Source organism: Aureimonas populi, from assembly GCF_017815515.1.
Classification (GTDB): domain Bacteria; phylum Pseudomonadota; class Alphaproteobacteria; order Rhizobiales; family Rhizobiaceae; genus Aureimonas; species Aureimonas populi.
On sequence record NZ_CP072611.1, the window covers coordinates 542,609 to 555,606 of the forward strand.

At 71.3% G+C, this 12,998-nt stretch carries 11 protein-coding genes and 1 tRNA gene; 8 read left to right on the plus strand and 4 right to left on the minus strand.

What is annotated here, in order from left to right; translation table 11 throughout:
- Positions 1–108 precede the first annotated feature (108 nt).
- Genes J7654_RS02465 through J7654_RS02495 form a run of 7 tightly spaced genes read left to right on the plus strand, consistent with a single transcriptional unit; the run spans position 109 to position 7,519 of the window.
- Positions 109–1,107: a LacI family DNA-binding transcriptional regulator gene (locus tag J7654_RS02465; protein ID WP_209737901.1), complete on the plus strand. Its 999-nt coding sequence runs from the start codon at positions 109–111 to the stop codon at positions 1,105–1,107.
- The gene (locus J7654_RS02470; protein WP_209737903.1) at positions 1,104–2,132 is read left to right on the plus strand and encodes an ABC transporter substrate-binding protein; all 1,029 of its coding nucleotides are present in this window, start codon (positions 1,104–1,106) and stop codon (positions 2,130–2,132) included. The genes J7654_RS02465 and J7654_RS02470 overlap by 4 nt, the downstream gene beginning before the upstream one ends.
- A gap of 58 nt (positions 2,133–2,190) precedes the next feature.
- Positions 2,191–3,018 carry an ABC transporter permease gene (locus J7654_RS02475; RefSeq protein WP_209737905.1) on the plus strand — a complete coding sequence of 276 codons (828 nt, stop codon included), beginning with the start codon at positions 2,191–2,193 and terminating at the stop codon, positions 3,016–3,018.
- Entirely contained in the window at positions 3,018–3,791 is a 774-nt protein-coding gene (locus tag J7654_RS02480; protein ID WP_209737907.1) for an ABC transporter permease, read from the plus strand. Before J7654_RS02475 ends, J7654_RS02480 begins: the two co-directional genes overlap by 1 nt.
- A complete protein-coding gene (locus tag J7654_RS02485; RefSeq protein WP_209737909.1) occupies positions 3,784–4,806 on the plus strand; it encodes an ABC transporter ATP-binding protein in 1,023 nt (340 codons plus the stop codon). The genes J7654_RS02480 and J7654_RS02485 overlap by 8 nt, the downstream gene beginning before the upstream one ends.
- A 35-nt stretch (positions 4,807–4,841) precedes the next feature.
- On the plus strand, positions 4,842–5,750 hold the full coding sequence (locus tag J7654_RS02490) for a nucleoside hydrolase (protein ID WP_209740145.1): 909 nt from the start codon (positions 4,842–4,844) through the stop codon (positions 5,748–5,750).
- Positions 5,747–7,519, plus strand: a complete 1,773-nt coding sequence (locus J7654_RS02495) for an adenine deaminase (protein ID WP_209737911.1) — start codon at positions 5,747–5,749, stop codon at positions 7,517–7,519. Before J7654_RS02490 ends, J7654_RS02495 begins: the two co-directional genes overlap by 4 nt.
- A 146-nt stretch (positions 7,520–7,665) precedes the next feature.
- Here J7654_RS02495 and J7654_RS02500 read toward each other — a convergent pair.
- A tRNA-Phe gene (locus J7654_RS02500) sits at positions 7,666–7,741 on the minus strand.
- Positions 7,742–7,967: 226 nt separating this feature from the next.
- Here J7654_RS02500 and J7654_RS02505 point away from each other — a divergent pair.
- Complete coding sequence (locus J7654_RS02505; RefSeq protein WP_209737913.1) at positions 7,968–8,141, plus strand: hypothetical protein; 174 nt, start codon at positions 7,968–7,970, stop codon at positions 8,139–8,141.
- Positions 8,142–8,169: 28 nt separating this feature from the next.
- On the opposite strand, the gene J7654_RS02510 is transcribed toward J7654_RS02505, so the two are convergent.
- The 3 genes from J7654_RS02510 to J7654_RS02520 all read right to left on the minus strand — a co-directional run bounded on the left by J7654_RS02510 (position 8,170) and on the right by J7654_RS02520 (position 12,989).
- Positions 8,170–10,839 (minus strand): bifunctional acetate--CoA ligase family protein/GNAT family N-acetyltransferase, encoded by a 2,670-nt coding sequence (locus J7654_RS02510; RefSeq protein WP_209737915.1) that lies wholly within the window; start codon positions 10,837–10,839, stop codon positions 8,170–8,172.
- A gap of 141 nt (positions 10,840–10,980) precedes the next feature.
- Positions 10,981–12,117: a GGDEF domain-containing protein gene (locus J7654_RS02515; RefSeq protein ID WP_209737917.1), complete on the minus strand. Its 1,137-nt coding sequence runs from the start codon at positions 12,115–12,117 to the stop codon at positions 10,981–10,983.
- 50 nt (positions 12,118–12,167) lie between these two features.
- Positions 12,168–12,989 carry a TIGR02117 family protein gene (locus J7654_RS02520; protein ID WP_209737919.1) on the minus strand — a complete coding sequence of 274 codons (822 nt, stop codon included), beginning with the start codon at positions 12,987–12,989 and terminating at the stop codon, positions 12,168–12,170.
- Positions 12,990–12,998 lie beyond the last annotated feature (9 nt).

Here is a 12,998-nt window from a genome sequence, read left to right on the forward strand (position 1 = left end):
GAACGCACCGCTTATTTCAGAGGCGACGAATGTGCAACATTTGGGCTTGCATGTGCGGCCAAGGGCGATGATTAATCGTGTAATCAACGGCCAATCTCCCGGTCCGCCATGCAGAACCCGCCCTCCCCCTCCCTCGCGTCCATCGCACGGCACCTGGGCGTGTCCACCGCGACGGTCTCCAACGCGCTGAGGGGCGTGGGCCGCGTCTCGCCCGAGCTTGCCGAGCGCATCCGGCGGGTGGCGGCGGAAGTGCGCTACGTGCCCGACCAGGTCGCGCGCGCCCTGCGCACCGGGCGCAGCACCACGATCGGCCTCGTCGTGCCCGATTTCGGCCTGCCTCTCTTTCCCGACTTCGCGCAGGCGGTGGAGCGCGCGGCCAAGCGGCGCGGCTACGGCGTCCTGATCGCCGACAGCCTCGGCACCGCCGAGGGGCAGGCCGCCGAGATCGCCAACCTCGCCGCGCGGGGGGTGGATGCGCTGGTGGTCATCCCCGTGCGCGGCTCCAGGGTGGGAATCGACGAGCACGGCGTGCCGGTGGCGCTGATCGACAGCGCCACGACCCTCGGCAACACGGCCTCCAGCGACCATCGCGACGCGGGGCGCCAGCTCATGGGCCATCTCCTGGCGCTGGGCCACCGCGACATCCTCATCTTCGGCGGGCCGCAGAATTCGGCCGTGGCGGTGGAGCGCGTCGCGGGCATGCGCGAAAGGCTGGACGAGGCCGGCATCGCCGCCGAGATCCGCCATGGCCCGCCCAGTTTCGAGGCCGGGGTGCAGGCCGCGCGCGAGCTTGACGCAGGGAGCGCGACCGCGCTTGCCTGCGCCTACGACGCCATCGCCGTCGGCCTCGTCAACGGGCTGGCGCAGCGCGGCATCGCCATCCCGCGCGATATCTCCATCGCTGGCATCGACGGCATCGCCTGGGCGACGATCGTCTCGCCCTCCCTCACCAGCGTGCGCCAGGATCTCGCGGCCATCGCCGAGCACGCCATCGCCTTCGTGGCGGGCGAGACCGCCGAGCCGCGCCTCCTGCCGGTCGAGCTGATCGTTCGCGCCTCCACCGCGTCTCCCTCCCCCCGCCCCGCCCCAACCGGAGTTCCAGCATGAAGACCACGCTCCTGTCCGCCGCGAGCTTCCTGACGCTCGCCTCCCTCGCCTCGCCGGCGCTCGCCCAGACGCCGACGCTCACCATCTCCGTCTACGGCATCGCGCAGGACGCCTATTCGGAGGCGCTCTACAGGCCCTTCGAGGCGCAGTGCGGCTGCACCCTCGTGGTGGAGACGGGCAACAGCTCGGAGCGCCTCGCCAAGCTGGAGGCCAATGCCGGCGCGCCGGTGATCGATGTCGCGGCCCTTGCCGATTTCAACGCGCTGGAAGCGGCGCAGGCCGGCCTCCTCCAGCCCATCGACACCTCCAAGCTCTCCAATTACGAGGCGATCTACGACTTCGCCAAGGACCCGGTGGGCGGAGCCATGGCGGTCGGCTACACCTTCTATTCCACCAGCATCGTCTATCGCTCGGACCTCGTCTCCATCGAGAGCTGGAAGGACCTCTTCCAGGAGGGCCTCGCCGGCCGCGTGGCCCTGCCCAACATCACGACGACCCAGGGGCCGCTGGCGATCTACATGATCGACAAGGCCGAGGGCGGCACAACGCCGGACCTTGCCGCCGGCATCGCCGCCATCGGCGAGCACCGCGACGACATCGTCACCTTCTACGAGCGCGGCTCGCAGGTGCCCCAGCTCCTCCAGCAGGAGGAGATCGCCGCCGCCGTGGTCGGGCGCTTCGGCTGGGCCAACATCGCCAAGCTCGACCTGCCGGTGGAATGGGCCGAGCCGGTGGAGGGGCAGACGGGCGGCATGAACGTCCTGTCCATCGTCAAGGGCACGCAGAACGAGGAACTGGCCCACCGGTTCATCGACTACTGGCTCTCGCAGGAGGTGCAGACCAAGCTCGCCATGGGCCTCGTCGACAGCCCGGTGAACGCGGCGGTCGAGGTGCCGGAGGAGATCGCCGAGGGGCTGACCTACGGGGCCGAGACGGCGGAGAGCATCGAGTTCATCGCGCCCCAGACCATGCTCGACAACCGCGACGCCTGGGTCGCGGCCTGGAACGAGACCGTCGCCCGCTAAGGGTTCCACGCAATGGGGGCCGCCCTCCGGCGGCCCGCCTTCTCTTCGGATCGCCCCCATGTTCGAGCGCAGAGGCATCGGCCTTGCCCTGATGCTGCCGGCCACGGTGTTCATCGCCTTCGGCTTCATCCTTCCCGTCCTCATCCTCCTTGCCGGCAGCGTGCAGGTGGGGGGCGCCTGGTCGCTCGGCCATTTCGTCGAGTTTTTCTCCAGCCCCCTCAACCGCGACGTCTTCTGGCGCACCTTCCGGCTGGGGCTTCTGGTCACGGGCGTCTCGGCGGTCCTCGGCTATGCGGTGGCGCTCGCCATCGTGGATTCCTCGCCCTCGGCCAAGGGCCGGCTCGTCGGGCTCATCGTCCTGCCGCTGATGATCTCGCCCGTGGCGCGCACCTATGCCTGGGTGGTCATCCTCGGGCGCACCGGCTTCCTCAACGTCGCCCTTACCGGCATCGGCCTCACCGACGAGCCGATCCGAATCCTCTTCACCGAGACGGCGGTGTTCATAGGGCTGATTCAGCTCTTCTTCCCGCTGATGGTGCTGCCGCTCGTCAGCGCGCTGGAGAACCTTCCGGCCGACGTGGTGCCCGCCGCCCGCGTGCTCGGCGCCTCCTGGTTCACCATCTTCCGCAAGATCATCCTGCCGCTGACGCGCGAGGGGCTGGTGGTGGGCGGCACGCTCGTCTTCGTCGGCTCGCTCACCGCCTACGTGACGCCGGCCATCCTCGGCGGCTCGCGCGTGCTGATGCTGGAGACGCTTCTCTACCAGCGCGTGGCGGTGGCCAACGACTACGCCTCGGCCAGTGTCATCGCGGTGATCCTGATCGTCATGAGCATCGCCACCAGCGTGCTTCTGAAGCGTCTTGCGACCGCGCGGGGAGAACGCTGATGCGCGGCCTCGGGCGCCTCGTCCTCGCCGCCGTTCTTCTTTTCCTGATCGGCCCGTTCATCATCATCTGCCTGGCCGGCCTCTCGGCGGGCGAGACCCTCGCCTTCCCGCCGCAGGGCCTGTCGCTGCGCTGGGTGGCGCGGGTCTTCGAGGTGCAGAGCTTCCGCTCGGCCTTCTGGCTCTCCATCTGGCTGGGCTTCGGCGCCACGCTCGGCGCGCTCCTGCTCGGCATTCCGGCCGCCTACGCGCTGGAGCGCTACGACGTGCCGGGGCGCCAGGTGGTGCGCAACATCGTCTCCGCGCCCATCGTGGTGCCGGGGCTGATCGTGGGCCTGGCGCTCCTGCGCCATCTCGTCATCCCCGCCGGCATTCCGGTAACGCTCGCCTTGTTCATCGGCCACACTGCGCTTCTCGTGCCCTATGCGGTGCGCATCGTCTCCGCGAGCCTTCAGAACCTGCGCGTGGACATGGAGGAGGCCGCCGTGCTGCTGGGCGCCAGCCGCGCGGGCGCCTTCTTCCGCGTGGTCCTGCCCAACATCCGCAACGGCATCGTGGCCGCCTTCATCATCGGCTTCGTCACCTCGTTCAACCAGGTGCCGGTGTCCCTGTTCCTGTCGGGGCCGGGCGTCTCCACCCTGCCCATCGACATGATGTTCTACATGGAATTCAACTACGACCCCTCCATCGCCGCGCTGTCGGGGCTGCTCGCCCTCATGTCCTTCGCCATCGTGCTCGTGGCCGAGCGCCTCCTGGGGCTTTCCCGCTATGTCTGACGATTTCCTCGCCCTCGACCGCCTGACGCTCGCCTATGGGGGAAGCGTCGCCGTGGAGGACCTCTCCTTCGCGCTCGCCAAGGGCGAGCTGGTCGCCCTGCTCGGCCCCTCCGGCTGCGGCAAGACCACCACCATGCGCGCCATCGCCGGCCTGATGACACCCCGGGGCGGCACGATCCGGCTGGGCGGGCGCGACATCACGCGCGTTCCCGCCAACAGGCGCGGGGTGGGGCTGGTTTTCCAGTCCTATGCGCTGTTCCCGCACCTCACCGTCTTCGAGAACGTCGCCTTCGGCCTGCGCCTGCGCGGCGCGGGCCGGGCGGAGGTCGAGCGGCGGGTCACGGCCGCGCTCGCCAATGTGGGGCTCGCCGGCTTCGCCACGCGCCTGCCCAGGGCGCTGTCCGGCGGCCAGCAGCAGCGCGTGGCGCTCGCCCGCTCCATCGTGGTGGAGCCGGAGCTGCTCCTCCTCGACGAGCCGCTCTCCAATCTCGACGCGCGCCTGCGGCTGGAGATGCGCTCCGAGCTGAGCCGGCTCCAGCGGGAGCTGGGCATCACCATGGTCTATGTCACGCACGACCAGGCGGAGGCGCTGGCGCTGGCCGACCGCGTCATCGTGATGCGCGCCGGGCGCATCGAGCAGATGGGCCCGCCGGACGCCATCTACGAGGCGCCGACATCGGCCTTCGTCGCCCGTTTCATGGGCTTCGAGAACACGTTTTCGATCTCGGACGGGCATCTCGCCGGCCCCTCGGGCGCGCTCGCGCCCGGCTTCGCCGTTCCCCCCGTCGCCCGCGCGCTCGGCTGGCGGCCGCAGGCGGTGGTGATCGGGCAGGGCCCGCACGAGGGCCGCGTGGCGGGCGTCTCCTATCTCGGCCAGACGGTGGAGTATCTGATCGACACGCCCGCCGGCCCGGTGAAGGCGGAAATGCCCGCGGGGGCCCCGCGCCATCCGGCCGGGCAGCCCGTGCGCTTCGACCTGCCGCTGTCCGGCGCCTGCGTCCTCGAGCGGGAGTGAGGGGAGCCGTGCGGCGCGTCTTCATCGACACCGACATGGGCTTCGACGACCTTGTCGCCATCCTCATGGTGGCCCGCGCGCCGGAGATCGAGATCGCCGGCCTGTCGCTCGTGGCGGGCAACGCGCCGCTGGAGACGGTGGCGGCCAATGCGCGGGCGGCGCGGGCCTTCTTCTCCTGGACCATGCCCATCCATCCGGGCGCCGCGCGGCCGGTGGCCGGCGATCTCGTCACCGCCGCCTATGTGCTGGGCGAGACCGGCATGGCCTCCGCCGGGCGCATCCTGCCGCCGGCCGGGGGCCCGCTCGACGCCGCCCATGCGCTCGACGCGCTCGTCCGCTATCTGGAGGAGGCGCCGGGCGAGATCCTGGCGCTGGGGCCGCTCACCAACATCGCCCATCTGGCGATGATCCGGCCCGACCTCGCCTCCCGCATCGAGCGCCTCGTCTGGATGGGCGGCAGCGCCGGGCCGGGCAACCATACGGCCAGCGCCGAGTTCAACGCCTTCGTCGACCCGGAAGCCATCGCGGCGGTGCTGGGCGCGGGAGTGCGGCTCCAGATGGTCGGCCTCGATGCGTGCCGGCCCGTCACCGTTTCCATGGAGGACGTGGCGGCGATGCGCGCGGCCGATCCGGGAGAACGCGGGGCAACCCTCGCCGATCTTCTGGAGGCCTATGTGCGCATCGCCCTCCCGTCCGGCGGCAAGGCGCAGGCGATCTTCGACCCCGTGGCCGCCGCAGCCCTCATCGCGCCGCAGACGGTCGCATTCCGTCCCGCCCGGCTCGATGTCGAGCTGGCCGGCCGCCACACGCGCGGCATGACGGTGGTGGAATGGCGCGTGCCACGCAAGGCGCCGGCCAATGCCGACATCGCCGTCAGTCCCGACGCGCCGCGCATCCGCGCCCTGATCCTCGACGCCCTTCGATCCAGCCTGGCGATATCATGACCCCCGAACCGCACGATCTCGACGAGCCCTCCCTGCGCGACCGGGCGGTGCGCGCCGCGCAAGGGCTGGAGCCCTTCGACATCCTCATATGCGGCGGCACGCTGGTGGACGTGGCCACCGGCGAGCTGCGCGCCGCCGATATCGGCCTCGTCGGCCCCCTCGTCGCCTCGGTCCACGCGCCCGGCGCGCGAGACGACGCGGCCACCCGGATCGAGGCGGGCGGCCGCTTCGTCGCGCCCGGCCTCATCGACACGCACATGCATGTCGAAAGCTCGATGGTCACGCCCCGGCGGTATGCGCAGACCGTGCTGCCGCAGGGCACCACCACCATCTGCTGGGACCCGCACGAGGTGGGCAACGTCGTGGGGCTGGACGGCGTGCGCTGGGCGGTGGAGGCCGGCCGCGGCCTGCCGCTGCGCATCCTCACCCTGGCGCCCTCCTGCGTGCCCTCCGCGCCGGGCCTCGAGGTTTCCGGCGCTGATTTCGCGGGCCCGGAGATGGGGGAGATGCTGGGCTGGCCCGAGATCGCGGGCGTCGCGGAGGTGATGAACATGCGCGGCGTGCTCGACCGGTCCGAGCCGATGCGCGGCGTCGTGGCGGCCGGGCTCGCCAGCGGCAAGCTGGTCTGCGGCCATGCGCGCGGCCTTCAGGGGCAGGCCCTTCAGGGCTTTGCCGCCGCCGGCATCCAGTCCGACCACGAGATCACGTCCGGCGCCGACCTTCTGGAAAAGCTGCGCGCCGGGCTCACCGTCGAGCTGCGCGGCTCGCACGACTATGTGCTGCCAGGGGCGGTGGAAGCGCTCAACGCGCTGCCGCACATGCCCCAGACGCTGGCCCTGTGCACCGACGACATCTTTCCCGACGACCTCGTGGCGAAGGGCGGGATGGTCGATCTCCTGCGCCGCCTCGTCGGCTACGGCCTGAAGCCGGTGGACGCGCTGCGCGCCGCCACCCTCAACGCGGCCATGCGCCTGCACCGCCGGGACCTCGGCCTCGTCGCGCCGGGGCGGCGCGCCGACATCGTGATCTTCTCCGACCTTTCGCGATTCGGCGTGGAGCATGTGCTCGCCTCCGGGCGCCCGGTCGCGCGGGACGGCGTCCTCCTGGAGGGCGAGATCGGCCGCCCGGCCGACGCCTTCCACGACACGGTCCGCGTGCCCCGCCTTGGCCCCGCCGATTTCGAGATCGCGGTGCCGGGCGCCTCGCGCGCCACGCTCAACGTCATCCACCGCCCGCGCTTCACCGAATGGCGCACGGCAGGCATGGCGGTGAGCGAGGGACGGGCTGTCCTGCCCGAAGGCTTCATCCGCATGGCCGTGATCCACCGGCACGGCCGACGCCCGGCAAAGGTCCAGCTCGCCGTCCTCGGCGACTGGGGCCACTGGACCGGGGCGCTGGCCACGACCATCGCCCATGACGGCCACAATCTCAGCGTCTTCGGCCGCGAGCCCGCCGACATGGCGGCGGCCGCCAATGCGGTGATCGAGGCAGGCGGCGGCATGGCTGTGGCCTCGGGCGGGCGCGTCCTCGCGGTTCTTCCCCTGCCCGTCTGCGGGCTGCTCTCCGACGCGCCGACCCATGAGGTCGCCGGAGCCTTCGCAAGGCTCAAGGCGGCGGCCGACACCGTGGCCCCCTGGCAACCGCCCTACCGCACCTTCAAGGCGGTGGTGGGCGCGAGCCTCGCCTGCAATCCCGGCCCGCACCTCACCGATCTCGGCCTCACCGACGGCTCCACCGGCGAAATCCGCCCCCTCCTCCACGAAAGCTGAGCGCCCGGCTGGCTCCGCGCCGACAAGCGCCCTGCCGACGCGCCGGTTCGCGCCGCGCGCGCCGGCAGGAAAGCGTCACGCCTTCACCGGCACCGCAAGCGCGGCACCGGCACGGCAAACGGATCGACAGTCTATCTTGCGGGAAGTGGTGCCCAGGGACGGAGTCGAACCGCCGACACTGCGATTTTCAGTCGCATGCTCTACCAACTGAGCTACCTGGGCATCCGTGCAGCGCGTTCCGGGCCGTTTTGGGGAGCCGTGCGAACGCGAAGTGAGCGCCTTATAGGGAAGGCGATTTGGCCTGTCCAGCCCCTCGGCCTGTCCCCTGCCGGCAAATCGGTCGGCGCGGGGAAGAATCCCCTCGCCCGTCCGAACCCTGCCCCCTCACGGATGCTTCTTGCAAGTCTCGGCACAGGTCGTCCTGCGATGATCGGGCGCGAGAGGACGCATGATGAACACGACCGACGACAAGACCCAGGCGATGCTGGAGCGCCTTCGCGATACGCTCCGGCAGATCGAGCGGATGCTCCAGGAGGACCGCCAGTCCTATTTCGAGGCCTTGGCCCGCAAGGCCTCCGGCGCCTCCACCGGCAATGTGACGGCGCAGTTCTTCTCCCACTGAGCCGGCGCCGGAAGGATAGCCGGCGCCTTCACGAGCCGGCCCGCAGGTCGATCTCCACATGGTACAGGCCCGGATCGTCCGCATGCGTGCGGCGGGTAAAGCCCAGATCGTGGGCCATGCGCAGCATGGAGCGGTTCTCGGCCAGCACCTCGGCATAGACCCGCCCGACATGCCGGGCGCGCGCATAGGACAGGATGGCCTGCATCAGCGCGTAGCCCAGGCCCCGCCCCTTCTGGTCCGAGCGCACCATGATGCCGAATTCGGCCGCCTCCTCGTCCGGCTCGATGATGAGGCGCGCCACGCCCAGGATCGGCTGGCCCGGCTCGTCGGGCGCCTGCGCCACGAAGGCCATCTCGCGCGAATAGTCGATCTGTGTCAGCCGCGCCGCGAAGGCGTGGCCGATTCTGTTCATCGCCGCGAAGAAGCGCAGGCGCAGGTCCTCCGGCTCCGAGCGCTCCATCATGTCGATCAGGGCCGCCTCGTCCTCGGGGCGGATCGGCCGAAGCCGCAGGGCGCGCCCGCCGCGAAGGCTCAAGGCGCCCTCCAGCTCGTCCGGATAGGGCTGGATCGCGAAGCGCGAGCGCCCCGCGCCCTTCGGCGGCTCGACCACCACCCGCGCGTCGAGCGCGATCACCCCCGTCTCGTCGGCGAGCAGCGGGTTGATGTCCAGCTCGACGATCTCCTCATGGTCCACCAGCATCTGGGAGAGCTTCACCAGCGTGGCCGCCAAGGCGTCGAGATCGGCGGCGGGGCGGTCGCGGTAGCCGGCCAGAAGGCGCGAGACGCGCGTGCGCCCGATCATCTCGGAAGCCAGCGACATGTTGAGAGGCGCGAGCCCCACCGCCCTGTCGGCGATGATCTCGGCCGCCACGCCGCCCTGCCCGACGATGACCACGGGGCCGAAGACCGGATCGGTGCTCACGCCCGCGATCAGCTCGTGCGCGCGCGGCCGGCGGATCATTTCCTGCACGGTGAAGCCCTCCACCCGCGCGTCCGGCCGCCTTTCGGCCACCAGCCGCAGCATCTGGCCGGCGGCCTCCTCCACCAGTTCGGGCGTGTCCAGCTCCAGCCGCACCCCGCCCACGTCGGATTTGTGGGATATGTCGGGAGAGAGGATCTTCAGCGCCACGGGAAAGCCGATCGCGGCCGCGATTCGCCCGGCCTCCTGTGGCGAGGCGGCGGTGAGTGTGCGTACTACCGGTATGCCGTAGGCGGCGAGCAGGGTCTTGGCTTCCGGCTCGGTCAGCACCCTGCGCCCGCGCGAGAGGGCATCGGCGATCACCGCCCGGCCCGCCGCCTCGTCCACGTCGCCCACAAGGGAGGCGGCCGGCGTCTGCATCAGCAGGTCCTGGTTGCGGCGGTAGTCCACGAGTTGCAGGAAGGCGCGCACGGAGGCGTCCGGCGTATCGTAGGTGGGCAGGCCCCGCGCGGCGATGAGCCGGCGCGAATCGCGCGCGGCCCGCTCGCCCAGCCAGCAGGTCAGCACGGGCCGGCGGCGGAAGCGGGCACTGGCGGCGATGGTGGCCCTTGCCGCATCCGCCCCGTCGGCGATGGCCGTCGGGCAGTTCATCACGAGCACCGCGTCCTGCCCGCCATCCTCCAGGATCGCGGTGAGCGCTTCCTCGTAGACGCCGCCAGGCGTATCGCCGCGCGTATCGGCCGGGTTGGCGCGCGACCAGCCGGCGGGGAAGACCGCGTCGAGCCGGGCAAGCGTCTCCTCGGACAGGCGGGCCAGCCGGCCGCCATGCAGGGAGAGCGCGTCCGCGGCCAGCACGCCCGCGCCGCCGCTGTTGGTGAGGATGGCCAGCCTGTCGCCCGCCGGGCGGATGCCGGAGGCGAGCGTGCCCACCGCCTCGAACAATTCGCGCAGCGTATCGACCCGCAACATGCCCGCGCGGCGGAAGGCGGCGTCGTAGACGGCGTCGGCGCCGGCCAGCGCGCCGGTATGGGAGGCGGCCGCGCGCGCGCCCTCCTCGCTGCGCCCCGCCTTGATGACGACCACGGGCTTGGCCCGCGCCGCGATGCGGGCCGCCGACATGAACTTGCGCGCATTGGTGATGCTCTCGACATAGAGCAGGATGGCGCGGGTGCGGGCATCCACGGCCAGATGATCGAGCAGGTCGCCCAGGTCCACGTCGCACATCTCGCCGGTCGAGACGACGTGCGAGAAGCCGATCTCGCGCACATCCGCCCAGTCGAGCACGGCGGTGGCGATGGCGGCGGACTGGCTGACGAAAGCGAGGTCGCCCGCACGCGGCGTGAGATGGGCGAAACTGGCGTTGATGCCCCGATGCGGAGAGATGAGGCCCATGCAATTGGGCCCCACGACGCGCAGGAGATGGGGCCGCGCCGCATCGAGCAGCGCCTGGCGCAGGCCCGGCTCCTCGAAGCCGGCGGAAATGACCACCGCCGCCCGGCAGCCGCGCCGGCCCAGTTCGTCGATGATCCGCGGCACGCCCGGGGCCGCCGTGGCCACCACGGCAAGGTCCGGATCGACCGGCAGCTCCGCGACGGTGCGGTAGCTGGCCGTGGAGCGCACGGCCGTGCGCTGGGCGTTCACCGGCATGACGGGCCCCTTGAAGCCGGCGGTGAAGAGATTGCGCGCCAGCACCTCGCCCACCGAAGCCGGGCGGTCGCTCGCGCCGATCAGCGCGATCGCCTTCGGCGCGAACAGGGCGTCGAAATTCCTGGTGGACATGGCGGCCTCCCCTTTCGACCAAATGCCCCGCCTCTACGCGCCGGGCGCGCCCGCATCATGGCGTGCGGCGGGCGCCTTGTCCCTGCGCCAGATCAAGGCCGTGCCCTCGCGCGAACGGGGGCCCTGCCCTCAACGGGCGGATTACGCCAGGCAGACACCGCCGCCCCGGCGCTTGCCGTCGTAGAGGCGCGCGTCGGCCAGCGCCAGCGCCTCGTCCGTGCGGCCGGGCAGCACGCTGGCCCCGCCGATGGTGACGCCCACGCGGACGGAGGAGCCGCCCGGAAGGACCACGGGCTCTCGCGCCCGCGCGATCAGCCGCTCCGCCAGTTCGGCCGCCCCGGCGTGCGAGCCGCCCGGCAGGACGATCACGAACTCGTCCCCGCCGACGCGGCCGATGCAGCCGGCCTCGCCCAGATCCTCGACGAAGCGACCGGCCAGGACCTTAAGGACATGGTCGCCGCACGCGTGGCCGAACCCGTCATTGACCCCCTTGAAGCCGTCGAGATCGAGATAGAGCAGGAACGGCAGGGCCTCCCCCGCGCCGCCGGCCTTGCGGGAAAGCGTCTCGATGGCGTCGAGGATGCCGGCGCGGTTGGCGATGCCCGTCAGCTCGTCGTTGGAGGCCAGGAACCGGTTCTGGTTTCGCGTCAGGACCAGCGTCGCCACCGCATCGTGCGAACGGCCGGTGAGGTGCATGACGCCGATCATCCAGATCGGCCCCAGCACGAAGAGCACCTCCATGCCGGGCACGCCGGTGAAGGCGCTGGCCACGAGAAAGGGCACCGCCACGATGGCGACCTGCACGCGCGCCAGGCGCGGCATGCCCGCATTGTTGTAGACGCTGGTGAAGGCGAAGCCCGTCACCGTCAGCGCGCAGACCGTGGTGAGCACGATATGGCCCGTCAATATGCCCAGCGCGCAGGCCAGGCCCACCACGGCGGCCCAGACGAGCCCGGTGCCGACCACCATTGGCGCGGCCGCGAGGCCCGATCGGGCCGCGCGCATGCCCAGCATCCGCCCGCCTGCGGCCAGGACGCCGGACAGGGCCAGCGGCAGGGAGGCCAGCGGCTGGACGAACGCATAGAGCCCGACCTGCAGGAGAAGGCACACGCAGCCGAACACCACCACGGGCACGCCTCCGCCCGTCGTGCGAATCAGATCGTCCTCGAGCCCCGCGTAACGCTTGTCGTCCGGGCGTGAGAACCAGGCGACCCAGCGGGCAAGCGCACTCCGCTCGGCAGAGGGCGCACCGCCTTCCATCAACCTCTCCAGGCGCAAGCTCTCCTGCCGCTGTCCGCTGTACCGTGTCCCTTACGTACCGTAACAAATCATGGGCGGGGCGGCGAGTCGCTCCGCCGTGCCTCGGCGGCGCTGTTCCCCGGGCGAGGCCCGTCCAGCGAGAGAAAAAGCGGCTGGGGCAGCGGCGTCCATCGCCCCGTCGCGATTCCCGCCTCGGCGAGCCCTCTCGCCACCCAGACATTGCAGCCGAAGGCCGCGTTGAAAACGGGCCTCGCCTTGTAGAAATGGTCGCTCTCGATGATGCCGGGGTGGTTCAGCGGCGCGGGCGCGCCGGCACGGTCGCGTTCGAGCGTGTCCTCCACGAAGGCGACCAGCGCCTCCAGCCCTTCGTCCGACATCAGGAGGCTGCGCCGTCCGGCCCATTCCCCGCCGAGGTCGGCGAGTGGCGCGAAGCGCAGCACGGAGGCATCCGCCGTGACCGAGGCGAGAAGCCCGCCAAGACCGATACGCTCCGGCGTGCCGTTGTTGGGATAGAAGCGGCGCCCGCCCCAGCCGACCAGAAGATGGGACAGGCCGGGGTGGTCGACCGGAATGCCGACCGCTTTCAGGAAGGCGAAGCGCCGGCGCACCATGGGCGTGGCCGGCAGGCCGATATCGGTGTGCAAGGCATTGGTGAGGAGCAGCAGAACCTCGTTCGGGCCACCCTCCTCCCGTCGCCCCGCCCGGCGCGGCACCAGCGCCCCGGCCGCCAGAGCCAGCCCCAGGGCGCCGCCGAGAGCGGCAAGGGTGAAAGCCCGGCGAGCGGGCCACGCGCGCCGGGAGAGGAAAGGAATCATTTCGGAAAGTGCCCCATTCGCCGCCTTCACGCCCGTGCCGGCGAAGGCGCGAACCGGCCGGATGCGGGCGCGCATTCGCAGGGG

Bases quoted from the DNA above. Each gene is read 5' to 3' on its own strand.
- J7654_RS02505 (WP_209737913.1), top strand. From the start codon at position 7,968: ATGATGAACACGACCGACGACAAGACCCAGGCGATGCTGGAGCGCCTT.
- J7654_RS02470 (WP_209737903.1), top strand. From the start codon at position 1,104: ATGAAGACCACGCTCCTGTCCGCCGCGAGCTTCCTGACGCTCGCCTCC.
- J7654_RS02475 (WP_209737905.1), top strand. From the start codon at position 2,191: ATGTTCGAGCGCAGAGGCATCGGCCTTGCCCTGATGCTGCCGGCCACG.
- J7654_RS02510 (WP_209737915.1), bottom strand. From the start codon at position 10,839: ATGTCCACCAGGAATTTCGACGCCCTGTTCGCGCCGAAGGCGATCGCG.
- J7654_RS02465 (WP_209737901.1), top strand. From the start codon at position 109: ATGCAGAACCCGCCCTCCCCCTCCCTCGCGTCCATCGCACGGCACCTG.
- J7654_RS02495 (WP_209737911.1), top strand. From the start codon at position 5,747: ATGACCCCCGAACCGCACGATCTCGACGAGCCCTCCCTGCGCGACCGG.
- J7654_RS02480 (WP_209737907.1), top strand. From the start codon at position 3,018: ATGCGCGGCCTCGGGCGCCTCGTCCTCGCCGCCGTTCTTCTTTTCCTG.
- J7654_RS02485 (WP_209737909.1), top strand. From the start codon at position 3,784: ATGTCTGACGATTTCCTCGCCCTCGACCGCCTGACGCTCGCCTATGGG.
- J7654_RS02490 (WP_209740145.1), top strand. From the start codon at position 4,842: ATGGGCTTCGACGACCTTGTCGCCATCCTCATGGTGGCCCGCGCGCCG.
- J7654_RS02520 (WP_209737919.1), bottom strand. From the start codon at position 12,989: ATGCGCGCCCGCATCCGGCCGGTTCGCGCCTTCGCCGGCACGGGCGTG.